Origin of the sequence: Massilia atriviolacea (assembly GCF_003953935.1) — a bacterium.
In the GTDB taxonomy this organism is placed as follows: domain Bacteria; phylum Pseudomonadota; class Gammaproteobacteria; order Burkholderiales; family Burkholderiaceae_D; genus Telluria_A; species Telluria_A atriviolacea.
In genome coordinates, this window is the sequence record NZ_RXLQ01000011.1 from 184,583 (window position 1) to 210,543 (window position 25,961).

Here is a 25,961-nt window from a genome sequence, read left to right on the forward strand (position 1 = left end):
CAAAGAGGCACCATCCATGTATTTCGAAGCAACTTTTTTGTTGACCAAAAGTATTGTTAAGACGATAATTCAGGGTTCACGCCCGACCATCGCCACGCTACAGCACACATGACAACCCTCGCCGCCCCTCTCAGCGCCAGCCAGCTCGACGCCTATCTCGACCAGACAGAAGCCGCCATCGAACAACAGCTGGAGGCCGAACTGGACCCGGAACTGATCAGGTCGGGCCTGAAAACGTCGATGGACAGCCAGCAGTTCCGCGCCGATACCCTGGGCGGCGTGCGCCGCCTGTTCAGGTTGTGGCTGCGGGCGGGCGATCCGGCGGCGGCACTGCGCGTGATCGACGGCGACGGCCGCGAGGCGGCAGCCGCCCTGCCTGGCGCCGAACAGCCCGACGCGCAACTGAACCTGGCCTTCTGGCGCCTGGAGCCGCTCTCGGCGCAGCGCGACGACGCCGCCCTGCATCCCGCGCTCGACGCCGCGCTGGCGGCGCTGACCGCGCTGCCGGGCGCCCTGCGCTACGACAAGGCCTGGGAGTATCTCGACGAGCAGGCGGTGGCGGCGGGCGCGCATGCCCAGTCGCGGCGCGGCGTCGAAGCGCGCAACGCCCTGCAACGCGGCGCGCCCGAGCGCGCACCGTATCGCGCCTGGGACGATGCCCTGATGGCGGTGCGCCTGGCCCAGAGCTTCGCCCTCGAAGGGCGCGACGCCGAGGCCAGGGAAGCGGCCGTGCGCGCCATCGACAGCCTGGCCAGCGCGGGCGCCGGCCAGGATGTCGACCATAACGACTGGCTGCGCATCGGCCACGGGGTGGTGCGGATCGTCCCGGAAGCCATCGCCGGCGTGCTGCGCCAGGTGCGCGCGCGCATCCCCGAAGGCACCGTGTTCTTCGCCCGGCGCGACCTCGACGTGCGCATCGCGCGGCTCGAAGCGCTGACCCTGCACCGGCAAGGCGCGCTCGAGGCGGCGCTGGCGCTGATGCCGCTGGCGCGCGTGATGATCATGGGCGACGACGACGACCGCTACAGCGCCACCATGCTCGACTGGCTGCTGGAAGCGGGCCGCCACGAGGAGGCGGCGCGCCTGGCCTTCGAATCGGTGTTCCACGAACGCGAAGGGTCGGCCCAACATGGGGTGGCCGCCGCGCAGCGCGCGCTGGAAACGGGCCTGGCCGGCCATCCTTACTGGGAACTGGCACTGGCCTTCGGCGGCATCGCCGAGGACACCGCCTTCGTGCGCGGCGACGAAGCCGAAGCGGCGTACCTGCAGCGCCACCTGGCGCTGGCGCGCGCGCAGGCGCCGGGGCACGCGGCGGCCGACGCCGTGGAAGCCCACTACCTGATCGCATCGGCCGGCGACTACCGGCGCGCCCTGCCCCTGCTCGAAACGGCGGCGCGCGACCTGACGCTGGCCAATGCCGACCTGCTGTTCAAGCTGTGGGTCGCGCGCATGCGCGTGCACGGCGTGCAGGCGGCGCTGGAGATGCCGTTCCTGCCGGCCAACAGCGGCGGCAGCTGCTACAACCTCGGGGTGAACCTCGGCTACCATCTGGCCGAGAAACTGCCCGAGGGCGCCGACATACCCAAAGCGCAGGTCGGCGCCCTGGCCGCACGCTATTACGAGATGGGGCTGGCGCGCTTCGAAGCCTTCGTCATGAACGGCGCCGGCAGCGCGCGCGACGGCCACGCGCACATGTACTCGATGCTGTGCAATAACCTGGCGATCCGCTACCGCTACGACAAATCCGATAACGCCGGCGCGATCGCCCTGCACCACAAGGGCATCGCCGCCAGCCCGTTTTCGGAACACTACCAGGGCATCATGAGTTCGCACCGCAGCGACGGCAACGACAGCGCCCTGGTCGACAGCGCCGAGCAGCTGTGGCACTACTCGGCCGACCACGGCTACAGCCGCCACGATCCGACCGACTACATCGACGACGTGGCCGCCGCGCTGCACCGGCTCGGGCGCGACACCGACATCGCCATCTGGCTGCAGCGCCTGGACGAGTGGTGGAGCGGCGTGGAACAGGACGAGCGCGCCGAATACCAGAATGCGCAGATACGCGCGCTGGTATCGGTGCTGTACTACATGGCGCACACGCAGCCGGACGACGCCATGCTGCGCCTGGAAGGCGTGCTGCCGTCGGTGCCGGGCGCCGCCTCGCCGTACACCAGCCGCATGGCCGGCAATGCGCTGCGCAGCGCCGGCCAGTTCGAACGCGCGCAAACGCTGTACCGCGACGGCCTGCGCCACGTCAAGGAAGGCGAGTCCTGGCACGAAACGCAGCGCAAGGCCCTGCTCGAGGCCATCGACGAATGCAAGCGCCTGCAGCGCGCGGCCCAGCCCTGGTGGAAAGTCTGGTAATGGTGGCAACGCAGGCCGGAAAAAGCGCCTACGGCGCGCGCGACATCGTCAACGCGCCGGCCCTCAAGCAGGCCATCGCCCGCCGCAGCGTGCAGCGCGGCGACGCGCCGGACGTGGCCGAGTGGCTGGCCAATCACTTTTTCCGCTACGCCGTCGGCAACCTGGAAGCGCCCGAACCGGCCCTGCTGCGCGTCGCCTCCGGCGCGCAGGCGCGCACCCTGTTCGCGCCGGCCGCCGTGCCGGCATGGGTGACGGCGCGCCTGGGAAAGGACGGGGGCGAGGCCATGTGGTGGCTGGCGCCCGACGGCCCCGAGCTGCTGGCGATCGAAGCGAAGCTGGTCGAATTGCTCTGTGCGCGCCAGGGCACGGCGCTCGAAGGCAAGTTGCAGCGCATCAACTGCCGCCAGGCGCTGGCGCTGTGGAGCGCCGAACACGCGGCCTTCGAAGCGAAGAGCGCGGCCGGCTGGCGCGAACACCAGCCGGCGGCGGTGGCCACGCGCTGGCAGGGCGAGGCCGGCGCGGTGCTCGAACTGCTGCCGGCGAGCCCCCTGCTGCGCGGCGAAATGGCGTTCGAAAGCCAGGTGATGCGCCATTGCCTGGGCCAGTTCAGCGACCGGCGCGCCCTGCGCGGCGGCTACGGCGAGCATTACGCGGCGGCCTGCGAGGCCGGCCAGATGCGCCTGTTCAGCTACCGGGGCCGCAACGGCCACGCGCACATCACCATCAGCGCCCATGTGGCGGAAGGCGGCCGGCTGCGCTTCGACCAGATCAAGGGCAAGCTGAACCGGCCGCCGGTGGAGCGCTTTCACGGCGAGCTGCTGGCCTTCCTGCGCAGCGTCGAGAGCGACATGCACACCCCGCCCGACGCCCTGAGCATGGGCATGGTGCGCCTGCCCTCGGGCTGGGCGATGGTGGAAGAGGCGCATCACGATGCCGACCAGCTGTTCGTGGCCCAGCACTTCCCGGCCCTGTTCCGGCGCCTGCGGGCGCCCTCGGTGCTGGCCCAGTGGATCGCCGCCGCGCGCGCGCCGGAGCAGTTGCAGGGCATGCCGCTGCACCCGGCGGTGGCGCATGCGCTCAAGGGGGCGCCATGAGCTTTGCCGCCATCGTGGTATTGGCCTGGCTGATCCACGGCATGGTCAAGCGCTTCTCCGGGCGCCCGGCCGACACCAGGCCTGAAAAACCGGGCAACCATAAGCTGCGCTACAAGTTCGACGCGCGCCAGAACTGGGCGCTGGCCCTGGCGCACCCGATTGCCAGCGCGCGCGCGATCGGCGCCTACGCCGATCCGAAGGCGCGCGGCCTGTCGCCGCAGCAGGCGCAGGCCCTGCGCGCCAGCCTGCTGCACATCCTCGGCCTGCGCGCCAGCGCCCAGGACGACGCCATCCGCAGCGCGCTGCCCGAGCTGCTGCGCCAGCACTGGTACCGCATCGACCTCGACCGCCTGCGGCCCGACGACGATGCGCGCGCGGCGCTGGCCTTCGCCTCGGCGCGCGTGGCCTTCGCAGTGCGCGCCGCGACCCTGCTCGGCTGGCTCGATCCGGCGCTGCAATGGGAGGTGCTGTACCAGAATGCGCAGCGCGCCAGGGACTGCTTCGGCAGCTGGCAGGAGTTCGGCGCGGCGCTCGCGCGCGGGCGCCAGCAATGGATCGTCGGCGCGCGCGCCGACAGCCTCGGGGCGGCCTTCGACGAGGCCAGGCTGGCGCAGTGGCTGGGCAGCCGCGGCCACCCGTGGCGCAGCATGCCGTGGCACGGCCCTGTCCTGTTCGCGCCGCCGGCCGCATGAGCCGGTGGGCCCGCCGCGCGCGCTTGCAGTAAGCGCTCGGTCAGTTTCCTGCGTTACTATTCACGCATAAAAAAGGAGACAGCCATGCCAACCCCGCACCAGCTTTACCAGCAAAAGCTTTGCACGCCCGCCGAGGCCATGCGCCTCGTGCAGGACGGCGACATGATCGTCGTGCCGACCGGCGTGGGCGAGCCGCCCGCCCTGCTCACCGCCTTGTCAGACCAGCGCCAGCAATTCCACGACGTGAAAGTGGCGCAGATCCTGGCCATGCGCAAGTTCGGCTACTTCGACCAGGACACGGCCCGCCACGTGCGCCACGCCGCGCTGTTTTTCGGCGGCGCCTCGCGCGCGTCCGGCCAGGGCGGCTGGTGCGACTTCATCCCGAATTACTTTTCCGAGTTGCCCGGCCTGTTCGAGCAGGGCCTGATTCCGTCCGATGTGGTGTTCGCCATGGCCTCGCCCATGAACGGGCAGGGCTGGTTTTCCCTCAGCCTGGCGGTCGACTACACCATGGCGGCGCTGGCGAAGGCGCGCGCGATTGTCCTCGAAGTCAATCCCAACGTGCCGTTCGCGCACGGCCAGTGCCACGTGCACGTGTCGCAGGTGACGGCGCTGGTCGAAAGCGCCGATCCCATCCTGGAAGTGGGCTTGCCGAAGATCGGCCCGGTGCAGGAAGCGATCGGCAAGTATGTGGCCGACATGATCGACGACGGCTCGACCCTGCAGATCGGCTACGGCGGCATCCCGGACGCGGTGGTGATGCAGCTGACCTCCAAGCACGACCTGGGCATCCACACCGAAATGATCGGCGACGGCATCCTGACCCTGCTCGAAGCGGGCGCGGTCACCAACCGCAGGAAGACCTTCATGCCGGGCAAAATGGTGGCGACCTTCGCGCTCGGCTCGCAAAAGCTGTACAACTTCCTGCACCATAATCCGATGATCGAGATGCACCCGTCGAACTTCACCAACGACCCTTACCTGGCGGCGCAAAACGACAAGCTGATGACGATCAACGCGACCTTGCAGATCGACCTGCTGGGCCAGTGCGGCTCGGAGAGCATCGCCCACCTGCCCTATTCCGGCACCGGGGGCCAGGTCGACTTCGTGCGGGCGGGGAACCGTTCGCGCGGGGGCAAATCGTTCATCGTGCTGCCCTCGACCGCCAAGGACAACACGATTTCGCGCATCGTGCCCACGCTCACGCCGGGCACGCACGCCACCACCAGCAAGAACGACATCAACTACGTGGTGACCGAGTATGGCGTGGCGCAGTTGCGCGGCAAGTCGGCCAAGCAGCGCGCGCAGGCGCTGATCGCGATCGCCCATCCGGACTTCCGGGCGTCGCTGCGCGCGCAAGCGAACCGGATGTGCGTGCTGTAGCGCAGAAGGCGCACCGGCGCCACAAAGGAATTGCCCGAGCCGGCCAGCGTGGTGGCGCCCGCCGCTCCCACGAACGCGAGCGCGCCGCTGCCGCTGCCGCTGAGCATGGCCGGATTGCTCAAATCGACGACGTCTTTTACGCGGCGCCGGACTTTGCCGCACTGCAGCGACACCGCTCAAGCCGGCGGCGCCGCGTTTCCAGCACGGCCATCCCGGCCAGCAGCATGGCGTAGCTGGCCGGTTCCGGCACCGCCGTGGTGTAGATGGTAAACATGGGATTGGCCAGGCGCATGCTGGCGAAGGAATCGATGCCTTCCGGATGCTCCGGCGTGACGGTCGGATAGGCCGAGACCATGATCAGCCCTTGCAGCGACAGATTGAAGTCGCTGCTCAGCGCCAGCGGTCCGCTCGCCATGCTGAACGGGACCGCGCCGTCGAGCATGTCGATGCGCTGCGCATGCTCGCTGTAAAGGACGCCGTACGGGCGCGAGCCGGCGCTGAACTCGACGTAGCCCGAATTGTACGCCACGCCGTCGCCCGGCGAGCCGTCGGGATTGGGCGGCACCTCGAGCATCCCTTCGAAGATGCCGGAAAACGCGAAGCCGGTCACGCGGTAGCCGGCGTGCACGGTGACTTCGAACAGGCCGCCGTAAAAACTGCCTTGCTGGTAGGAGGACGTGGCGGCGGACAGGTCGCTGGCGGCGGAGGCCAGGCCGATCCGGGTCACGCCATCGGCGTCGGAAAGCAGCACCTCGGCCGACGCGCTCCACGGGTTCACGATGGAAAAGGCGGCGGTATCGATACGCGCCGGCGTGTGCGCGGCGGCGGCAACAGAGATAAGAGCGAGCGCTGCCACCATGAGCAGCCGGGTCATCATGTTCATCAGTCATCCTTGTGATCACTGCGGCAAGCGGCCTGCGATTCGGCCGGGACGGTGCATCCCGGGCGCAGGCATGCCTGAGCGTCAAGGACGACGAACAGAAATAGTACGTTGAACCTGCAAAATAAATATCATTTTGAAATTGATTTTTTTACAAGCGTGGCGCGGAAGCATCAGCTTCGCGCCAGCGGCGCCGCCTGGCCGTCCAGCCGGGCGGCTGGACGGCCTGCCCCGCTTTACGGCAGGACCAGCTTGAGCACGCGGCCATTGCCGCTCACGTACAGCGCGCCGGCGGCGTCGGTCACCAGGCCGGCGGGTTTGGTGATCCAGGCCTCGGTCTTGAAGCGCGCATCGCTGCCGTTCGGATCGGCCGCCACTGTCACCTTGCCGTCCGGCGCGATCTTGCCGATGGCGTGCAGCGGCCACGGGCTCTGGCGGCCGCTGAACGGCTCGGTGGCAAAGTACAGATTGCCGCCGGCGTCGACGGCAATGGCGTTGACGAAGGCCTGGTCGGTACCGAGCAAGGTGGTCGCGACGCCCCTGGCATCGACCTTGCTGATGCCGCGGTCCAGCACGAACAGGTTGCCGTTCCTGTCGACCGCCAGGTCGGCGATCGCGGGCGCAACCGAGTGCGGACCGGTGGTCTCGAACACGGTCGTCACCTTGCCGTCCGGGGCGACCTTGCGCACGATGGCGCGCTTGAAACAGGAGCTGCAGGCCGGCTCGCCGGGACGCGTGACTTCGCTGGCGACGTACAGGTTGCCGGCAGTGTCGCTGGCGATCGCGGTAAACACCGGCGGCGCGATGCCGGGACCGGCCGGATCGCCTTGCGTGGCGCCCAGGTCGAGCGTAGTGAGCGCACCGTCGGCGCCGATCTTGCGCACGAACATGGAGGTCGTCGCGTTGTTGCTGTCGGTGACATAGATGACGCCGTTCGGCCCGCCCGCGACATCGCGCGGGAATTGCAGCGGCGCCGAGGCGGCCGCGCCGGCGACAGCCGTGCTGACCACGCCCGCCGGGGTGATCTTGCGGACCGATTTGCTCTGGGTATCGGCCAGCAGCAGGTTGCCGCTGCCATCGCCGCCCAGCGCGCCGGCGGACAGGAAGTAGGCCTGCTTGCCGACGCCGTCGAGCTGGGCGCGGGCGGGATCGATCGCGCCGCCGGCCAGCACGCGCGCGCCGATGCCGTCGACCTGCAAGGCCACGGCGTTGCTGGTGGCGCTGCCGGCCTCGTTACGGACGATTACGCTGAGCACGTCGCCGCTGTCGGCCAGCGTGAGCGCCGCGGTGGTGTAGCTGGCGCCGGTGGCGCCCGGGATGGCCGCGCCGTTGCGCCACCACTGGTAGCTGAGCGTGCCGGAGCCGCTGGCCACTACCGACAACGTGGCCGGCTGGCCGGCGGGCACCGCTTGCGCCTTGGGCTGGGTGGTGATGGCCGCTGCCGTCGCCTGCTGCTGTGCGGCCACGGCGTCGGGCTGCCTGGCCGGTGGCGTGCTGTCGCCGCCGCCGCAGGCGGTGATGCCGGCCAGGCAGAGCAAGCCGCTGGCCAGCGCACTACCGCGCATGAAACCGGTTGTCAGGTTCTTCATCACGTCGTTCCCCCATATCAAAATATTGATAAAGAATGAACATTACGACGTTTATAAGTTTGACACCAGTAACAAATTGTCGCCGATGGATTACATCTTTACACTGCCCACGCACTCATCGGGCGGGCGCGGCGGCCAGCGTCGCCGGCACGGCCTGGGCCACCGGTCCCGGCACCACGGTGTCGACCGGCGGATGGGCCGGCGGCACGGTGACCGCGATCCAGCCCGAGACCGGCAGCAGCGGCACCAGCAGCAGCGCCACGATGTTGATGATCTTGATCAGCGGATTGACGGCCGGGCCGGCGGTGTCCTTGTACGGGTCGCCCACGGTGTCGCCGGTGACGGCGGCCTTGTGCGCTTCCGAGCCCTTGCCGCCGAAATGGCCATCCTCGATGTATTTCTTGGCGTTGTCCCAGGCGCCGCCGCCGGTGGTCATGGAAATGGCCACGAACAGGCCGGTGATGATGGTGCCCATCAGCAGCCCGCCCAGCGCGGCCGGCCCCAGCAGCATGCCGACCACCACCGGCACCACCACCGGCAGCAGGGAGGGCAGGATCATTTCGCGGATGGCCGAGGCGGTCAGCATGTCGACCGCCTTGTCGTATTCGGGCTTGCCGGTGCCGTCCATGATGCCCTTGATGTCGCGGAACTGGCGCCGCACCTCGACCACCACGGCGCCGGCGGCGCGCCCCACCGCTTCCATCGCCATCGCGCCGAACAGGTAGGGAATCAGGCCGCCGATGAACAGGCCGACGATCACCATCGGGTTCGACAGGTCGAACGAGACCTGCTTGCCGACCGACTCCAGCGCGTGGGTATAGTCGGCGAACAGCACCAGCGCGGCCAGCCCGGCCGAGCCGATGGCGTAACCCTTGGTGACGGCCTTGGTGGTGTTGCCGACCGCATCGAGCGGGTCGGTGATGGCGCGCACCGATTCGGGCATGCCCGACATTTCGGCGATGCCGCCGGCGTTGTCGGTAATCGGGCCGTAGGCGTCGAGCGCGACCACGATGCCGGCCATCGACAGCATGGAGGTGGCGGCAATCGCGATGCCGTACAGCTGCGCCATCTGGTAGGAGGCCAGGATGGCCGCGCACACGGCCAGCACCGGATAGGCGGTCGACTTCATCGACACGCCGAGGCCGGCGATGATGTTGGTGCCGTGGCCGGTGGTGGACGCTTCGGCGATGTGCTTGACGGGCTTGAAGTCGGTGCCGGTGTAGTACTCGGTGATGTAGACCATCAGGCCGGTGAGGACGATGCCGACCAGCGCGCAGCCCATCATCTTCATGCGCATGGCGTCGTCGCCCCAGACCATCCAGGTCACGCCGGCAAAGCCGATCAGCGACAGCCCGGCGGCCCACCACAGCCCGGTGTACAGGGCCGACATGATTTTCTTGCCCGGTTTGGCCTTGACCAGCGAGCAGCCGACGATCGAGCCGATGATCGACACCGCCCCCAGCAGCAGCGGATAGATCACCGCTTCGCCGCCCGGGGTGGCCATCATCAGCGCGCCCAGCAGCATGGTGGCGATCAGGGTCACGACATAGGTTTCGAACAGGTCGGCGGCCATGCCGGCGCAGTCGCCGACATTGTCGCCGACGTTATCGGCGATCACGGCCGGGTTGCGCGGGTCGTCCTCGGGGATGCCGGCTTCGACCTTGCCGACCAGGTCGGCGCCGACGTCGGCGCCCTTGGTGAAGATGCCGCCGCCGAGGCGCGCGAAAATCGAAATGAGCGAGGCGCCGAAGGCCAGCCCGATCAGGGGCTTGATGACGTCATGCTGGGTGGCGCTGCCGCCGGCCGCCTGGACGGTGAGCATCCAGTAGAACAGGGTCACGCCGAGCAGGCCCAGGCCGACCACCAGCATGCCGGTGATCGCCCCGCCCTTGAAGGCGACGTCGAGCGCCTCGTTCATGCCCTTTGTGGCGGCCTGCGCCGTGCGCACATTGGCGCGCACCGACACGTTCATGCCGATGAAGCCGCAGGCGCCGGAAAGCACGGCGCCGATCAGGAAACCGATGGCGGTATTGATGTCGAGCAGGACCCCGATGGCGATCAGCAGCACCACGCCGACCATGCCGATGGTGCGGTACTGGCGCCCGAGGTAGGCGGCGGCGCCTTCCTGGATGGCCTGGGCGATGGCCTGCATGCGGGCGTTGCCCGGGTCCTGGCGCAGGATCCAGCTGCGCGTCACCAATCCATAAATCACGGCAATGACGCCGCACACAACTGCAAAGACAAGAAATCTTGCTGCCATATCGTCCCCTCGCTTTTTTATCAAGTAACACAACAACACGTTCGAAAGACCGCTCCAGGCACCGGGGACCTCGAAAAACCGTGCTGCGCGGCGACATTGTCGCCGCTCGCTACGGTTTGTCGAGGCCCCCCATTGCGCGAAAGAGATGGGCCAAGCTCACTGCGTACTGCAAAACCTTGAATCCAAAAAAAACCGGGAACGCCGGCCGCGCAACGGCGGCCTGGGCAGGACAAACTGGTGCTGCGTCGATGGCCGCAGGGCGCGGCCATCAAAAAAGCGGACCGAAGTCCGCTCTTGTGTTCTCGCTACATTTATTCCGACAGTGCCGCGAAGGCCGCCTCGCGGATTTGCTCCACAGGGCCGATGCCTGAGATGCGGCGGTACTTCGGTGCGCCAGGCAAGCCCGATTGCGCCCACTGATTGTAGTAGCCCAGCAGCACTTCGGTCTGGTTATGGTAGACCGACAGGCGCTGCTTGACGATGTCTTCCTTGTCGTCGTCGCGCTGGATCAGCGGTTCGCCGGTGATATCGTCCACGTTGTCCACTTTTGGCGGATTGTTCGTGATGTGGTACACGCGGCCCGAACCCGGATGGGAACGGCGGCCGCTCATGCGCTCGACGATGAATTCGTCGGGCACGTTGATCTCGAGAACGTAGTCGACGTCGATGCCCGCTTCCTTCATGGCGTCGGCCTGCGCGATGGTGCGCGGGAAGCCGTCGAACAGGTAACCGTTCTGGCAGTCGGATTCGGTGAGGCGATTCTTGACCAGGCCGATCATGATGTCGTCCGACACCAAACCGCCCGCATCCATCACTTTTTTAGCCGCAAGGCCCAGCTCGGTGCCGGCCTTGATCGCCGCACGCAGCATGTCGCCGGTGGAGATTTGCGGAATATTATATTTTTCCTTGATGAAGTTAGCTTGGGTGCCTTTGCCGGCTCCAGGAGCTCCTAACAGAATCAGACGCATGAAAATTCCTAAAACAGATTTTAAAATTGGTGGCGATGCATACTTGACTACCTTGGTACGAAACTTACCACAAAAGTCGCGGAAAACGCCAATCCGAGGGCGTAATCGCCATTTTTTTGCTTGATCTGGCGCAAGCTATGCGTCGGTCCCGCTGAGAACCGGCACGCATGCTGCGCTGTAACAAAGCTAATGTGGGTAATGCCGGCGCACGCGTTCAAGATCCTCTGGGGTGTCGACCCCGGCCGCCGGTGCGCTGCTCGTGACATGCACGGCGATGGGGAAACCGTGCCACAGCACGCGCAACTGCTCGAGTGCTTCGACCGCTTCGAGCGGCGCAGGTTCCAGGGTGGGATAGGTTTGCAGGAAGGCGTTGGTGTACGCGTACAGGCCGATATGGCGCAACGCAACATACGAGGCCGGCAGGCTGTCCTTCGATTGCGCGAAGCCGTCGCGGTGCCACGGAATGGCGGCGCGCGAAAAATACATGGCGCGGCCAAGCTTGTCGAGCACCACCTTGACCACGTTCGGATTGAAAGCGTCGGCAGCCTCGTGCAGCGGGTGGGCGCAGGTGGCCATCGGCACGTGCGCGCCGACCAGGGCCGCGCTGGCGGCCAGCAGCGCCGGATCGATCAGCGGCTCGTCGCCTTGCAGGTTGACCACCACCGCATCGGGCGCCAGATTGAGCGTGCGCGCCACTTCGGCGATGCGGTCGGTGCCGGACGGATGATCGGCGCGCGTCATGCACACTTCCACCCCATGCGCGCCGCAGGCGGCGGCGATGGCCTCATGGTCGGTGGCGACGATGATGCGCGCGGCGCCCGACGCGGCGGCGCGCTCGGCCACGCGCACCACCATCGGCTTGCCGCCCAGGTCGGCCAGCGGTTTGTCGGGCAGGCGGGTCGACGCCATGCGCGCCGGGATGATGACGATGAAGCCCATCGCTTACAGCGCGTCGATCTTGCGCGCCTGGTCGGCCCACATGATGGGAATGCCGTCGCGGATCGGAAACGCCAGGCGGTCGCCGCGGCAGATCAGTTCCTGGGCCTTTTTGTCCAGTTCGAGCGGGCCCTTGCATACAGGGCAGACCAGGATATCAAGCAGTCGAGCATCCACGACATTTCTCCACAATTTGTTCGGCCAGCGCGGCATCGAGCTGCGCCGTCACCGGTACGACCCACAGTCTCGGGTCGTTTCTGAGATTTTCAATTTGCGCACATTTTACTGCATCCTTCTCCGTGATCAGGATGATGTCCGCGTCGACGGCGGCAAACGGCCGGTCGAGGAAATCGTGATGGTCCGGCAGCGGCAGTTCCGCCACGTCCAGGCCGGCGCCGCGCAGCAGGGTGAAGAAGCGCTGCGGATTGCCGATGCCGCAGGCGGCCACCAGGCGGCGGCCGGCCAGGCTGGCCAGGGGCACGCGCTGGCCGGGACGCAGCAAGGGTTCGGCGAACGCGCCGTCAAGGCGCATGCGGAACGGCGCGCCGCCGACCGCCGCGCGCAAGGCGGGCGTCAGTTCGGGCGCGTTGACGACGGTGAAGTCGCGCCTGCGCGAGGGAACCTCGCGCAGGGGGCCGGCCGGCAGCAGCCAGCCGTTGCCGACGCCGCGTCCGTCGAACAGCATGATTTCGATATCGCGCTGCAAGGCGTAATGCTGCAGGCCGTCGTCGGTGAGGATCACGTCGACCCGCGGGTGGGCGGCCAGCAAGGCGCGCCCGGCCGCGCCACGGTCGCGCCCCACCACCACCGGGCAGCCGGTGCGGCGCGCGATCAGGAGCGGTTCGTCGCCGACCTCGCGCGCGCTGGAGTCCGGCCCGACCGCGCGCGCGGCGCCGTCGCTGCCGCCATGCCCGCGCGAAATGATCCCCGGCTGGAAGCCGGCGTCGCGCAAGGCCTCGGCCAGCCAGATCGTCAGCGGCGTCTTGCCGGTGCCGCCGATAAAAATATTGCCGACCACGATGACCGGCACCGGCAAGCGGGTCGACTTCAGCACGCCCGCGCGGAACAGCAGCGCGCGCAGGGAGCTGAGCGCGCGAAACAGCAGGGACAGCGGCCACAGCGCGCAAGCGAGCGCGCCGCGCCGCAGCCAGGCGCGCGTGAGGGTCGTTTCGAGGGAGGCGTTGGAAGACATGCGAAAGGCAGGGGAATCGCTTCGCCTGCGCTGCTTAGTTCTTCTGGCCGGTCTGGGCGGCGAAGGTCAGCTTGTCGTAGCCTGCCATGCGCGCCGCTTCCATCACGTTGATGACCATCTGGTGCATCGCGAACTGGTCGGCGTTGATGACCACCACCGGGCTCTTCTCGCCGGTGGCCGCCTGGCCGTTGTTGCCGGCGGCAGCCGCCGCTTTCAGGTCGGACGCCAGGTTGGCCACGTTGCTGAACGACACCGGCTGGTTATTGATCGTGTAGTTGCCCTTGGCATCGACCGTAACGTTCAGTTCGAACGGCTTTTCCAGCGCCTTTTCGGCGTCGGCGGTCGGCAAGGTGATCTTCAGCTCGGTGAACTTGCTGTAGGTGGTCGTGACCATCAGGAAAATCAGCACCACCAGCAGCACATCGATGAAGGGGATCAGGTTGATCTCGGGATCTTCACGTTTCTGGCCGCGGCGAAAGTTCATCATTTGCGGGCACCGTGCACGATGTCGACGAATTTGACTGCCTGCAATTCCATGTCGATGATGAAGCTGTCGACCAGGGCGCGGAAGTGGCGATAGGCGATCAGGGCCGGCATGGCGATGGCGATACCGAAGGCGGTGTTATACAGCGCCACCGAAATCCCGTGGGCCAGCTGGGCCGGGTTGGTGCCGGTGGCGTTGGTCGAACCGAAAATCTCGATCATGCCGACCACCGTGCCGAACAGACCCATCAGCGGGGCCAGCGAGGCGATGGTGCCGATCGTGGTCAGGAAGCGTTCCAGCACGTGGGCCACGCCGCGCCCGGCTTCTTCGATCGATTCCTTCATCACGTCGCGCGGGGCGTCGACATTGCGCAGGGCGGCGGCGAGCACGGCGCCGAGCGGGGAATTCTTTTCCAGCGACTCGACCACGTCCTTGGTGATCTTGCCGTTGTGATAGACACGCACCACTTCATCAAGCAGCTGCGGCGGCAGGATCTTGGCGCGGCGCAGATAAATAATGCGCTCGACGATCAACGCCAACGCGACGAGTGAGGCGATCAGCAACGGCCAGATTGGCCAACCTGCAGCTTGAATAATGGGCAGCAAAACAAACTCCTGAGTGAATGGGGATGCGTGATTAATTCTTGATAAGAACGAACCCCGGCAATGTAACGTGTTGCCCGTCACTCGGCAAGTCCACTTCTGCACACCTTCTGTGGATAAGATTGTGCGCAAGCGGCCACAAGCATCGCGATGTGCTTGATTTTAAAGGGAAAGTTTGTCATGCGTAAAAACTAAGCATGTGGAAAATTAAAAATTGACGCGAGGTTCTGAACAAAAACTGTGGATAAGATTGTTAGCAATACCGGGGGTGGGCAGTCAAGTGCCTGATTCGAAAGGAAAAAAGATTTGAGCGCAAAAATAAGGCAGGCTGGCGCGCCCATCTTCTGCACATCTTTTGTGGATAAGATTGTGCGCAACGCCGCCCACTACGCCGCAAGTCCTTGCTTTCATTGAAGAAAATGACTGTGCTCAATTATGATGCATAGGGGGATAAAGCGCGTTTCGGGCGCCCAAAACTCCCGCGTGGGCGCCCATTCGTGCCTGTCGGCGGTGCGGTGGACAAGTCCCGGTGTTCTGCACATCTTTTGTGGACAAGATTGTGAGCAAGCCGCCCAAGGCGATGTTAAGCTCTTGATTTCATGGATAAAAACGGTCGTGCTTAAAGCGCAGGCAGGGTCGCCCGCAGCGGCTTGCGGTGGATAAAGCGGGCAGTTCTGCACAACTTCTGTGGACAAGATTGTGTGCAATCCCCTTTACAAGCCTGTAAGCCCTTGATTACAAAAGAATCGCACCCCGCTGCGCAAGTTTAAGGCAGGTCCTCGACTGTCGGCACTGCAAAACTTCCGCACAGTTTCTGTGGATAACTTTGTGAGCAACTCCCGCCGGGACTGGCAAAGTGCTTGATTTAACAGGGTTTTCGGGCATTGCACTGAAAACCGGCACCTCGGCTTTTTCTTTTAAAATCATCGACTTAGAAAAAACTCTTGTTGTTTTGCGCGATATGTGACATAAGCATGACCGCTTCAAATTTTTGTGGACAGTTATTCCGGAACGTATCCCATGCTCACCGATTTCGACCAAGACCTCCCGCCCGCCGCGCCGCCGGTAATGACCGTCAGCGCCCTCAACGCCCAGGTGGCGCGCCTGCTGGAGCGCTCGTTTCCGCTGACCTGGATCGGCGGTGAAATCTCCAATTTCACCAAAGCCAGTTCCGGCCACTGGTATTTCACGCTCAAGGACGATGCGGCCCAGGTGCGCGCGGTGATGTTTCGCGGCCGCGCCCAGTACGCCGGCTTCCTCCCGCGCGAAGGCGACAAGGTCGAGGTGCGCGCCCTGGTGACCCTGTACGGCGCGCGCGGCGACTACCAGATCAATGTGGAAGCGATCCGGCGCGCCGGCGTCGGCGCCCTGTACGAAGCCTTCCTGCGCCTGAAAGACAAACTCGGCGCCCAGGGCCTGTTCGACCAGGAGCGCAAGCGTCCCCTGCCGATGTTCACGCGCAGCGTCGGCATCGTCACCAGCCCGCAGGCGGCGGCGCTGCGCGACATCCTGACCGCGCTCAGGCGGCGCGCCCCGCACGTGCGCATCGTGCTCTACCCGGCCCCGGTGCAGGGCCAGGGCGCCGGCGACAAGATAGCCAATGCGATCCAGACGGCCTCGCGCCGCGCCGACGTCGATGTGCTGCTGGTGTGCCGGGGCGGCGGCTCGATCGAGGACCTGTGGAGTTTCAACGAAGAAGTCGTGGCCCGCGCGATTGCCGATTGCAGCATGCCGGTCATTGCCGGGGTCGGCCACGAGACCGATGTCACCATCGCCGATTTTGCCGCCGACCTGCGCGCGGCCACCCCGACCGCCGCCGCCGAACTGGCGGCCACCCCGCGCGCCGACTGGATCGCCTCGCTGCAGGCCGATGCCGCCGACCTGCGGCGCGCCATGCGCCACAGCCTGAACGAGGCGCACCAGGGCCTGGACAACTGGCAACGGCGCCTGCTCAGCCCGTCGGCGCGGATCGGCCACCAGCGCCTGGAACTGGCGGCCTTGTCGACTGCGCTCACGCATGCGGTGCGCGCGCCGGTGCAGCGCCAGGGCTATGTGCTGGCGCAATGGCGCGCGCGCTGGGCCGGCCAGCGGCCCGATGTGCGCCTGCTGCGCAACGAAATGGCGTCGCAGCAGCGCCGCTGCGCGACCGCCCTGGCCAACCAGCTGGGCCAGAAGCGCGATGCGCTGGGCGCGCTGGCGGCCCAGCTCGAATTGCTCAATCCGCAGCGCACGCTGGAACGCGGCTATGCCATCGTGCGCGACGCCAGCGGCGCCGTGCTGCGTTCGCCGGCGCAGATCCAGGCCAGGCAGACGCTCACGGTGCGCCTGGCCGAGGGCACTGCCGAGCTCGGCGTGGCCGGCGTCCAGGCCCGCCTCGACTAAGCGGGTGCAAGGCAGCTTGCCTGCGCGAAGCAAATAAGCAACGAACCGCCATCCGAATTACAATAAGCACCGGTTCAGACTCATTGACGCTTTTCCAAACAAAAAGGACACAACATGGAACACACACTGCCGCCACTGCCGTATGAAATGGACGCCCTGGCTCCCCACATTTCGAAAGAAACGCTGGAGTACCACTACGGCAAGCATCACCAAACCTATGTGACCAACCTGAACAACCTGATCAAGGGCACCGAGTTCGAGAACCTGTCGCTCGAAGAGATCATCAAGAAATCCTCCGGCGGCGTGTTCAACAACGCAGCCCAGGTGTGGAACCACACCTTCTACTGGAACGGCATGAAGCCGAACGGCGGCGGCGCGCCAAGCGGCAAAGTGGCCGATGCGATCGACGCCAAGTGGGGTTCGTTCGACAAATTCAAGGAAGAATTCACCAAGTCCTGCGTCGGCAACTTCGGTTCCGGCTGGACCTGGCTGGTGCAAAAAGCCGACGGCGGCGTCGACATCGTCAACACCTCGAACGCCGGCTGCCCGCTGACCACCGGCGACAAGCCGCTGCTGACCTGCGACGTCTGGGAGCACGCTTACTACATCGACTACCGCAACGCCCGCGCCAAGTATGTCGAAACCTTCTGGGGCCTGGTCAACTGGGACTTCGTCGCGCAAAACGCGGCCTGACCGACCCGACCCTGAAAAAACAGCCCGCCGGGCTGTTTTTTTTTGCCCGCAGCTGGCGCAGCGATGTAGCGCAAACTTCGCAACGGCGGCGAAGCGCTTCAACAGCGAAGCGGCCGGGACCCGGGCCGGGATGCGCATCGCGAAGCGATCGAGCCGATCTGAGCGATGACGATAGCGCGGTCGATGACGCGCGCGCCTGTGTCGAACAGTTATGCGTTGCGCATGCCGCGTTTTGGTGCGTCCGGAGCGTTCCGGCATCCTCGAACGCACCAGGATGGACCCCGGATTCACCATGGCGGTGATGGACCACCACCAAGATCTCCAAGAAGCAACACTTCGATTAAATAGTGTCCGCGCGGAATTTAATGACCGATTGCATTGCGGATACAAGACAAGCTTTTCATTCGCCGGAATTCGCGAATCGCCGATTGATCTCAGGTAATTCTATCCGATCATCGAATTTTCACACTGTTTATGAGTGTTGCTTTTCATGCACACAAATGTCTGTGAATCAGTCATAATGTTCGGCAACACGGCGTATTGTCGACCATGGCGTAAACGCTTTTTGATAGGAAAGTGACTTGAGAAGAATGGACGGTGACATGAATTCCCCACACACAGCCTGCTTGTTACGGACGCGTCGTTTAAGCCCGGGTTTTCCTGCATTGTCTGGACGTTGCATCGCCATGCTGTCCCTGCCCGCCGCCGTGATGCTGAGCGGCGCGGCACAGGCCCAGGCGGTCAATGCGGCCACCGCCGCCGTCTTCTCGAAACCGGCCCTGCTCGGCGTGCAATTGTCGATGAAAGCCGGCGCCAGGCAGGGCAAGGTCACGCCGGAACAGCTGAAATGCGTGCAGGGACTCGATCCTGCCAGTTTCGACGAGGTATTCAAGGAATTGCTGGCCTCCAATCTCGACGGCAAGGAATTAATGCGCACCCAATCCTTCCTGGCCAAGTCGGTCGGCAAGAAATTCGCCAAGCACGGTTACCTGGGCGTGTTCGCCGCCGCCGGCGAGCCGCTGCCGGAAGCGCTGCCGCGCTTCACCGAAGATGAAATGGTGGATTTCGAGCAGTTCCGCACCAGTTCGGCGGGCGAAAAACTGGTCACCAACCGGGTGCTGGAAGCGCCGGCCGCGCGCACCGTCCTCAACGCCCGCATCGAAAAAGTGCTGGAAGTCTGCGTTCCCCAGCAATAGCCGCGGTCGGCGCACCAGAGTGTCATCAAAGTGTAGCAAATTGTCCGCATCGGCCTGCAACTGCCTTTTTTCGTAGCCGCTCTTATACAATAGCTGGCTAGGAGAAAAACCATGTTTCGAGTCATGCTGGTAGAGGACGATGCGCGCCTGGCGCAATTGGTGACGGAGTACCTGAGCGGGTACGAATTCACGGTCGAGCTGGTCACGCGCGGCGATGCCGCGCTCGAGCGTTTCAAGGCGCTCGCCCCGGATGTGGTCATTCTCGACCTGATGCTGCCGGGCCTGGACGGGATGGTGGTGTGCCGCCAGATTCGCGAACTGAGCGAAACCCCGATCCTGATACTCACCGCGCGCGAGGATTCCTACGACGAAGTATCGGTGCTGGAACAGGGCGCGGACGATTTCGTCAACAAGCCGGTCCAGCCGCGCGTGCTGCTGGCGCGCCTGCGCGCCCTGCTGCGGCGCGCCCAGGGCAAGGCCGGCACCGATCCGGCGGCGCTCGAATTCGGCGCCCTGTCGATCATCGCCAGCGACCGCGTCGTCACCTGGCGCGGCGAGCATTGCCTGCTCAGCAACACCGAATACAAGCTGCTGCTGGTCCTGGCCGAATCGGCCGGGCGCGTGCTCTCGCGCGACGCCCTGCTGAAGAAAATGCGCGGCATCGAGTTCGACGGGCTCGACCGCAGCATCGATAACTGCATCTCCAAGCTGCGCCGCAAGTTCGACGACGTCGATTCCGAAAAGATCAAGACCGTGTGGGGCGAAGGCTACCTGTTTTCGCCTTCGGCCTGGGGCTGAGGCCGCGCTGTTGCGCGCTGCCGTAAGCGGCAACGCGCAGCGCCGGGTTTAGCGGAATTGCAGCTGCTGCGCCACGAACTCGACCGGTTCGTCGGAGCGCTCCAGCAGCACCAGGCTGGCCGGAGTGACCGACGACGGCGCCGGGTCGCCCTGGGTGTGGCGGTTCAAGACGCGCTCGATCGTGGTCACGCGCAACTTGCCGCCGGTGCGCTCGATACTGCCGATCTCGATGCCGAACGAGGAGTCGGTTTTCTCGCCGAGGAAGGAGGCCAGCACCATCTGCTTGCTGAAGTCCACGCTCGGCAGCGGCGCCGGCTGTTGCTGCTCTTTCCACAAGGCCGCCAGGGCCTGGGCATCCTTGATCACGACCTGGTGGGCCGGACGGGTCTGCGTGCGCCGCTCGACCTCGATCCTGCTGAACGCCACATTGTCAGGCGTCACGGCTTCGAACACGACAGGGGCGTCGCTGCGCTGGACCGCAACCAGTTCGACCGGCGTTCCCGGCTGTCCGGCGCAGATCTTGCCGGACGAGCCGGCGTCGCCCTGCGTGTACGCGGCCACCAGCTTGCCGCCGCTGACGCGCAGCGAGCGCAGGCCGACACTATGGCAGCGCCCGCCGGCTCCGCCGAACAGGGCGATCACCATCTCATTCTTGAACACCACCTTCGGCATGAACGACACCCGGTCCCGGCCGGCGTTATGCTCGGCCCACAGCGCGGCCAGCGTGGCTTCGTCGCGGACCAGCACCTGGCGCGGCTCCTTGATGGAGGACACGGTGTCGCGGGCGAGTGGCGACAGCGGCAGCAGACTGCCATCCTTGGGCAGGAAGGACACTTCCTGCAAGCTGCGGCCGTCGACGAAATCGGGCCCCGCCTGCTGTACCTCGGTCATGCGCTTGAACACGGGAAACATGGCGGGATCGCTACAGTCTTCCGCCCGCAGCACCGGCGCCCGCTCGTTCGAGCAAATGACGACGTCGGGGGTGGCGCCATGCAGCGTATATTGCGCCGGTTTGGCGCAGCCGCCCTTCACGGCGGTGAAGACGTATTTGCGGTCGATTACGAACACGCGGTTGAAATATTGGCCGCAGGTATTTTCCTGCGCACGCTGGACGAAGGGCATCGTGACCACGCCGGTCGCGTCGGGCGGCGTCGGTGTCGGGGTTGGCGCAGGCGTGGTGTCGGGCGTCGAATCGCTGCCGCCGCAGGCAGCGAGCATCAGGGCGCCTGCCAGGGGCAGTACAAGGTGAAGACGGGTCATGGAACTCTCTCAGGAACACGGAAACGGGGGCTTGCTGGACAGATGGAAATATTAATAAATGATGAATATTGCCAGAAGCACATATTAAACAGTTGTTCCGCTGCCGTCCATTCCCGAAGCAGGCAAATTTGAGGGAGAACGGGAGAAAGCGCTGCCGGCGGTGGCGCCGCCGGCAGCGCGCTGCGTATGACTTATCTCGTTCTCACCAGTTGCTCCACGAACTCGACCGGTTCGTCGGATCTGTCCAGCAGCACCATGGTTGTCGGGAAGACCCCGCCAGTATGCGGGATCGCCTGGTTGTAGCGGCCCGCGAGGCCCACGTGGACCGTCACGCGCAGCTTGCCGTTGAGACGTTCGATATGGCCGATGTCGACGAAGAACCTGCTGTCGCTCTGATCGCGGAGGAATACCGCCACCGCCATCTGCTTGCTGAAGTCGACCGTCGGCATGGGCACCGTTTCCGGCAATTCCTTCCATAGCGCGGTCAGGGCCTGGGCATCCTTGATGACCAGTTGTTTGGCGACGCCAGTCCGCTCGGCCCGGATCGGCACCTCGGTGAACGGTACATCGTCCGGCACCACAGCTTCGAACACGACCGGGGCATCCTGGCGGTCGAGCACCACCATCTCCATCGGCGCATTCGCAATGGCCGGGCAGGCCGTGCCGCGCGCTGAAAAATCGCCTTGGGCGTAGGCGGCCACCAGTTTGCCGCCACTGACCCGCACCGAACGCAAGCCCACGCTGCGGCAGCCGCCGCCGGCGCCGCCGAACAGGGCAAGCACCATCTCGTTGTCGAACCTCACCGTCGGCAGCGGAGCCGGCGCGGGCCTGCCTGCGTTGTGTTCGGCCCACACCACGGCGAAGGTGGCGGCGTCGCGAATCACCTGCTGGCGTGGCGCCTGGATACCGGACATGGTGTCCTTGGTTAGCGGCTCCAGGGCCATGCGGCTGCCGTCCTTGGGCAGGAAAAACACCTCCTGCCGCTGCCCGCTGAAACGCTCACCCGACCAGCCGAACATGGAAAAAAACAAGGGAAACGCCGACGGATCGGCGCAGTCGGACGCTTTTTCAGCGAATGTCGGGTAGTCCGAACAGAGTACGGCGGTGGACGTTGCCGCATATAAGGTGTTTCGACGGGCACGGCCAAAGCAACGCCCATAGGTTTCGGACGTCACATACTTTCCATCGATCACGTACAAACGGTTGACATATTCGGCACACTCATTTTCCCGCGCCCGCTCGATGAAGGGGGTCATGTCGATGCCAGCGACGACAGGCGGCGTCGGCGTCGGCGTCGGCGTTGGCGTTGGCGTTGGCGTCGGCGTCGGCGTCGGCGTCGGCGTCGGCGTCGGCGTCGGCGTCGGCGTCGGCGTCGGCGTCGGCGTCGGCGTCGGCGTCGGGGTTGGCGTGGAGTCGCTGCCGCCACCGCAGGCGGCCAGCAACAGCATGCCGGCCAGCGGCAAGGCAAGGTGAAGTCGGGTCATGGAAACCTCTGAGTAACACGGGCGAACTGACACGCTGCGCACGCGGAAACATTAATTAATTTTAAATATTGCTTCAGCGGATAATAAACACTTCCCCGGCAGCTGTCCATTCCGCACGGAAGCGAATTCGCTGGCGCCTGGGACGGACGGCGCGCCCGCCCGCGCCTATTCGAGCAGGGGCGCGATGGCCAGCGGCGCACTCTGGGTCACCAGCTGGGCCTTGTCGGCATGGTCGCCGAAGCGATAATTGACGACCCGGAAACCTTCATTGTTGTCGTCGCGGAAGGTGGCGCCGTCCGCCACCGCCAGCAGGGCCACGTCGCCGCTGCCGTTGCGCAACCTGACCACCGGGTCGGCGCTCTTGCGCTGGTAGCTCAGGCGCACGCCGCTGCAGCGCAGGGTGCGCGCCGACGCATCCACGTGGCGCAGGTAAGTCAGCGCTTGCTCGCAGGCGGCGCGCAGGTCGCTCGTTTCGTACACGCCGTCGGAGCGCACCACGATCGAGACGCGCGCGCGGAACACGTACTGGGCCACATTGCGGGTCAGGCTCAGGGTGGCGTTATCGTCGTAGGCGGCCTTCAACAGCGGAAACACGGCGCGCCCGGTCGGGTCCAGCGGCAAGCTCAGGCTGCTGGCCTTGCCGAGCAGGCTCAGTTGCACATCCTCGCCCAGCACGCCCTTCTCTTTCAACATCACCTGGAAATGGTTTTGCAGGAAATTCTTGGGCCTGCCGTATTTTTCGAACACCACCATCGCGCGGTAGGCATCGCGATAGCTGAGCCACTCCCCGCCCGTTTCATTGGCCGTCGTGCCGCCTGCCGTAAACAGCAAGGCCAACAGGGCGGAAACGTGGCGTACAAATCGCATGATCAGAATCGGTAAGCAAGTCCGGTGGACACAGTGATATGGTCGGCGCGTTCGACCAGCGGGCTGCGCCGCGCGTCGCCCTGCAGCCATGCAGCGCGCAGCGAGCTGCTGACCATCCAGCCGGGCGACAGCGCCCAGTTCCAGCGCGCGCCGACGGCCACGTCGCGCACCCCGCCACCCGGGGCGTAGGGCGCGTGGCCGCTGTTTATGCTATCGAGCAAGCTTACCCCGAAATAACTCCGGTTGTAGCTGCGGTTAACGACAGTCAGGTCGGCGCCCAGCGACACGCTGTGGTGCGGCGAGAGCGAGCGCGTGACGTGCTGCAAACCCACGGTCCAGCTGGCGCCATGGCGGTCGCGCCCCGAGCCTGCCAGCAAATTATTGGTCAAACGCAAGGACGGAGTCAGATAATAGTTGAAAAACGCCCCGCCCTGCAGGCGCGCACCGATGGCTTCGGTGCCAGCCAGGGGATTGCCGCTGCGCTTGCCGGTGTCCGGCCCCGGATCCGGGGCCACGCTCGGACGCGACGGCTGGCCCTCCGTCGGCGGCGTCGCGCTGCCGCTGGTGTCGAGCGTGCCCAGCGGCATACCCAGCTGGTGCCCATCGCCCACCTCGCTGCGGCGCGCCATCAGCGTCAGCAGCGGGCCGTATTCCAGCACCGGGTTGGACGACAGGTGCATGCCCGCACTCATGCCCGAGACAAACACGCCATTGCTCCACTGAACTTGCACGAGCGGCAAGGCAGTGACCCGACGCTCGCCCGACCCCTGGTAGCGTGGGGCCGAGACGGCGCCCAGCCCGACATACATGTCGCTGCTGCCATCCGGCATCGGATTGCTTGCGGGGGTCTGGGCCCAGGCGGCGGGCACTGCACCGGCCAGGACAAGGGCAAAAAGGGTTCTCATGAATGTCGCCGAAAAGATGATCAGCCGCCATTTTACGGCCTGCCGCCAACATCGCCGAAATTGCTGAGTTTGGGCCAGGGCCGCATGCGCCTTCGAGCGCGCCGCGGCATCCCACGATGGGACGATGGCGGGCGCTCTCGCGCGGCCCGCTGCATCCCCATCGTGCGCTACTATGTATAAAAAAAGCCCACGACACCGGAGCATCGAGGGCGAACGGAAAACCCGATACGCATAGCTTAGATGCTAAGGGTTTTCCTTTCCGCCTCGAAATGTCTGGCAATTGTCGTAAATGTGTATTCGACATCGTCCAGCCGTCCGGGCAGGCCGCCGTGACCCTATTCGATCAGGGGCGCGATCGCCAGCGGCGGACTGGCCGCGAGCAGCTGGCCGGCCCCGCCCTGCCCGTCGAAACGCAGGTCGACGATGCGGTGGGCGCCATGCTCGTCGCCGGGAAATGCGGCGCCCAGCGCCACCGGCAAGGGGCCCTCGCCGCGCAGGCGCAGTTGCGGCGCGGGTCCTTCACGCGGATACACGAAGCGCACCCCGACACAGGCACTGGCGCGCCCGCTCACGCCCGTGTAGCGCTGGTAATCGAGGGCCTGGGCGCAGGCGGCGCGCAGTTCGGCGCTGTCGTACACGCCGTCGGCGCGCGCCACGATCGAGATGCGCGCGCGGAAATTGATCGGACCGGCGCCGCCTTCGATCAGCAGCGGCGCGTTCTCGTCGAACGCGGCCTTGAGCAGCGGAAACACCGCGCGCCCGATGGCGTCGAGCGGCAGGCGCACGGTGCTGCCCTTGAGCTGCAAGCTCAGCTGTATATGTTCCGGCAGAGCGCCCTTGCGCACCGGCACCAGCTGTATCTGGTTTTGCAAAAGGTTCTTGGGCCTGCCGTATTTGTCGAACACGATCATGGCGCGGTAGGCATCGCGATAACTGAGCCATTCGGTCCCGGCGGCGCGCGTGTTGACGCTGGCGGCGGCGCACAGCAGTGCGAGCGACAGGGCGAGGTGGCGTGGCGCGTTCATGATCAGAACCGGTAAGCGAGGGCGGTGGACAGGACGAAGCCGTTGGGACGCTCCACCAGCGGACTCTTGCGTGCATCGCCCAGCACGCGGCTTGCTTGCACGTTGTTAATCAACAACCAGGACGGCGTCAGCGACCAGTGCCAGCGCACCCCGGCGCTGGCGCCGTTGAGGCCGGCGCCAGGCGCATAGGCGCGGTTGCCGCTGCGGATGGCTTCGTCCGGCGTGACGCCGAAAAAGCTGTTGTTGTAACTGCGGTTGACTACGCTGATGCCGGCCGCCAGCGCGATCCGGTGATGCGGCGAGAACTGGGTCATCACGCGCTGGATGCCGAGGTTCCAGATGACGCCGTCGGAGCCCTTGCCGGCGCCGGCCAGCACGTTGTTGGTCAGGCGCACATGGGGAGTGAGATAGACGTTCACGAAGCCGCCGGCCTGCAGGCGCGCGCTCACCACATCCATGCCGGAGAGGCGGTTGGGACCGGCGCTGCGCGTGTTCTTGCCGGGCTGGTCGGGGGACTCGCCCTCCGGCGCCAGCGACGAGGTATTGACCATCATGGAATTGAGCGAGGCGCCGCCCAGCGCCGCCCCGGTGCCCGCTTCGCTGCGCCGCGCCTGGACCGCCAGCAGCGGCCCGAATTCGAGCGAAGGCTGGTCCGACAGATGAATCCCGGCATTCATGCCGGAAATAAAGACACCATTACTCCATTCGCCCTGCAGCACCGGCACCGCCATGCGGCGCGGGCGGCGCGCGCCATCGTAGGCCGGGGCCGAGACGAAGCCGAGCCCGACATACATGTCGCGGCTGCCGTCCGGCATCGGATTGACGGCCGGGGTGCGGGCATGGAGCGGGGCGCAAGCCGCGCCGAGCAGGAGGGTCAGGAGTATTTTCATACAGGGGGTCCGGT

24 protein-coding genes are annotated in these 25,961 nt (G+C 65.7%); 9 read left to right on the forward strand and 15 right to left on the reverse strand.

The genetic code is table 11. The features are described 5' to 3' along the window. Positions 1-108: 108 nt before the first annotated feature. From EJB06_RS20870 to EJB06_RS20885, 4 genes are all read left to right on the forward strand, one after another. Positions 109-2,367, forward strand: coding sequence for a hypothetical protein (locus EJB06_RS20870; protein ID WP_126075946.1), 2,259 nt, complete (start codon positions 109-111; stop codon positions 2,365-2,367). Continuing rightward, on the forward strand, positions 2,367-3,461 hold the full coding sequence (locus tag EJB06_RS20875; RefSeq protein ID WP_126075947.1) for a hypothetical protein: 1,095 nt from the start codon (positions 2,367-2,369) through the stop codon (positions 3,459-3,461). The genes EJB06_RS20870 and EJB06_RS20875 overlap by 1 nt, the downstream gene beginning before the upstream one ends. After that, entirely contained in the window at positions 3,458-4,153 is a 696-nt protein-coding gene (locus EJB06_RS20880) for a DUF1266 domain-containing protein (RefSeq protein WP_126075948.1), read from the forward strand. Before EJB06_RS20875 ends, EJB06_RS20880 begins: the two co-directional genes overlap by 4 nt. Before the next feature lie 84 nt (positions 4,154-4,237). Further along, positions 4,238-5,536, forward strand: a complete 1,299-nt coding sequence (locus tag EJB06_RS20885) for an acetyl-CoA hydrolase/transferase family protein (RefSeq protein WP_126075949.1) — start codon at positions 4,238-4,240, stop codon at positions 5,534-5,536. A 136-nt stretch (positions 5,537-5,672) separates the two neighbouring features. On the opposite strand, the gene EJB06_RS20890 is transcribed toward EJB06_RS20885, so the two are convergent. From EJB06_RS20890 to EJB06_RS20930, 9 genes are all read right to left on the reverse strand, one after another. Continuing rightward, a complete protein-coding gene (locus EJB06_RS20890) occupies positions 5,673-6,419 on the reverse strand; it encodes a PEP-CTERM sorting domain-containing protein (RefSeq protein ID WP_126075950.1) in 747 nt (248 codons plus the stop codon). Positions 6,420-6,652: 233 nt separating this feature from the next. Further along, positions 6,653-8,005, reverse strand: a complete 1,353-nt coding sequence (locus tag EJB06_RS20895; RefSeq protein WP_126075951.1) for a hypothetical protein — start codon at positions 8,003-8,005, stop codon at positions 6,653-6,655. Between the two features lie 115 nt (positions 8,006-8,120). Beyond that, the gene (locus EJB06_RS20900; RefSeq protein WP_229427187.1) at positions 8,121-10,265 is read right to left on the reverse strand and encodes a sodium-translocating pyrophosphatase; all 2,145 of its coding nucleotides are present in this window, start codon (positions 10,263-10,265) and stop codon (positions 8,121-8,123) included. A 311-nt stretch (positions 10,266-10,576) separates the two neighbouring features. Continuing rightward, a complete protein-coding gene (adk, locus tag EJB06_RS20905; RefSeq protein WP_126075952.1) occupies positions 10,577-11,233 on the reverse strand; it encodes an adenylate kinase in 657 nt (218 codons plus the stop codon). Between the two features lie 186 nt (positions 11,234-11,419). Continuing rightward, positions 11,420-12,172 carry a 3-deoxy-manno-octulosonate cytidylyltransferase gene (kdsB, locus tag EJB06_RS20910; RefSeq protein ID WP_126075953.1) on the reverse strand — a complete coding sequence of 251 codons (753 nt, stop codon included), beginning with the start codon at positions 12,170-12,172 and terminating at the stop codon, positions 11,420-11,422. A gap of 3 nt (positions 12,173-12,175) precedes the next feature. After that, complete coding sequence (locus EJB06_RS20915; protein ID WP_126075954.1) at positions 12,176-12,346, reverse strand: Trm112 family protein; 171 nt, start codon at positions 12,344-12,346, stop codon at positions 12,176-12,178. After that, a complete protein-coding gene (gene lpxK / locus EJB06_RS20920; RefSeq protein WP_126075955.1) occupies positions 12,327-13,361 on the reverse strand; it encodes a tetraacyldisaccharide 4'-kinase in 1,035 nt (344 codons plus the stop codon). The genes EJB06_RS20915 and lpxK overlap by 20 nt, the downstream gene beginning before the upstream one ends. 34 nt (positions 13,362-13,395) lie before the next feature. Next, positions 13,396-13,845 carry an ExbD/TolR family protein gene (locus EJB06_RS20925; RefSeq protein WP_126076009.1) on the reverse strand — a complete coding sequence of 150 codons (450 nt, stop codon included), beginning with the start codon at positions 13,843-13,845 and terminating at the stop codon, positions 13,396-13,398. Continuing rightward, positions 13,845-14,450, reverse strand: coding sequence for a MotA/TolQ/ExbB proton channel family protein (locus EJB06_RS20930; protein WP_126075956.1), 606 nt, complete (start codon positions 14,448-14,450; stop codon positions 13,845-13,847). The genes EJB06_RS20925 and EJB06_RS20930 overlap by 1 nt, the downstream gene beginning before the upstream one ends. A gap of 1,017 nt (positions 14,451-15,467) precedes the next feature. Here EJB06_RS20930 and xseA point away from each other — a divergent pair. The 4 genes from xseA to EJB06_RS20950 all read left to right on the forward strand — a co-directional run bounded on the left by xseA (position 15,468) and on the right by EJB06_RS20950 (position 19,516). Beyond that, complete coding sequence (gene xseA, locus EJB06_RS20935) at positions 15,468-16,829, forward strand: exodeoxyribonuclease VII large subunit (RefSeq protein WP_126075957.1); 1,362 nt, start codon at positions 15,468-15,470, stop codon at positions 16,827-16,829. Positions 16,830-16,943: 114 nt separating this feature from the next. Beyond that, on the forward strand, positions 16,944-17,522 hold the full coding sequence (sodB, locus tag EJB06_RS20940; protein WP_126075958.1) for a superoxide dismutase [Fe]: 579 nt from the start codon (positions 16,944-16,946) through the stop codon (positions 17,520-17,522). A gap of 686 nt (positions 17,523-18,208) precedes the next feature. Beyond that, positions 18,209-18,718, forward strand: coding sequence for a hypothetical protein (locus EJB06_RS20945; RefSeq protein WP_126075959.1), 510 nt, complete (start codon positions 18,209-18,211; stop codon positions 18,716-18,718). Positions 18,719-18,829: 111 nt separating this feature from the next. Further along, positions 18,830-19,516 carry a response regulator gene (locus EJB06_RS20950; protein ID WP_126075960.1) on the forward strand — a complete coding sequence of 229 codons (687 nt, stop codon included), beginning with the start codon at positions 18,830-18,832 and terminating at the stop codon, positions 19,514-19,516. A gap of 48 nt (positions 19,517-19,564) precedes the next feature. Here the strand turns inward: EJB06_RS20950 and EJB06_RS20955 are convergent, their stop codons facing one another. After that, positions 19,565-20,776, reverse strand: a complete 1,212-nt coding sequence (locus EJB06_RS20955; protein WP_126075961.1) for a hypothetical protein — start codon at positions 20,774-20,776, stop codon at positions 19,565-19,567. Positions 20,777-20,967: 191 nt separating this feature from the next. Continuing rightward, a complete protein-coding gene (locus tag EJB06_RS20960; RefSeq protein ID WP_126075962.1) occupies positions 20,968-22,032 on the reverse strand; it encodes a hypothetical protein in 1,065 nt (354 codons plus the stop codon). A gap of 4 nt (positions 22,033-22,036) precedes the next feature. On the opposite strand from EJB06_RS20960, the gene EJB06_RS32245 reads away from it, so the two are divergent. Continuing rightward, a complete protein-coding gene (locus EJB06_RS32245) occupies positions 22,037-22,249 on the forward strand; it encodes a hypothetical protein (RefSeq protein ID WP_198420880.1) in 213 nt (70 codons plus the stop codon). Positions 22,250-22,425: 176 nt separating this feature from the next. On the opposite strand, the gene EJB06_RS20970 is transcribed toward EJB06_RS32245, so the two are convergent. The 4 genes from EJB06_RS20970 to EJB06_RS20985 all read right to left on the reverse strand — a co-directional run bounded on the left by EJB06_RS20970 (position 22,426) and on the right by EJB06_RS20985 (position 25,947). Beyond that, positions 22,426-23,127, reverse strand: coding sequence for a hypothetical protein (locus tag EJB06_RS20970; RefSeq protein WP_229427188.1), 702 nt, complete (start codon positions 23,125-23,127; stop codon positions 22,426-22,428). A gap of 2 nt (positions 23,128-23,129) precedes the next feature. Then, complete coding sequence (locus EJB06_RS20975) at positions 23,130-24,032, reverse strand: MipA/OmpV family protein (RefSeq protein WP_126075964.1); 903 nt, start codon at positions 24,030-24,032, stop codon at positions 23,130-23,132. Positions 24,033-24,367: 335 nt separating this feature from the next. Next, on the reverse strand, positions 24,368-25,057 hold the full coding sequence (locus EJB06_RS20980) for a hypothetical protein (RefSeq protein WP_229427189.1): 690 nt from the start codon (positions 25,055-25,057) through the stop codon (positions 24,368-24,370). 2 nt (positions 25,058-25,059) lie between these two features. Further along, complete coding sequence (locus EJB06_RS20985) at positions 25,060-25,947, reverse strand: MipA/OmpV family protein (RefSeq protein WP_126075965.1); 888 nt, start codon at positions 25,945-25,947, stop codon at positions 25,060-25,062. Between the last annotated feature and the right edge of the window lie 14 nt (positions 25,948-25,961).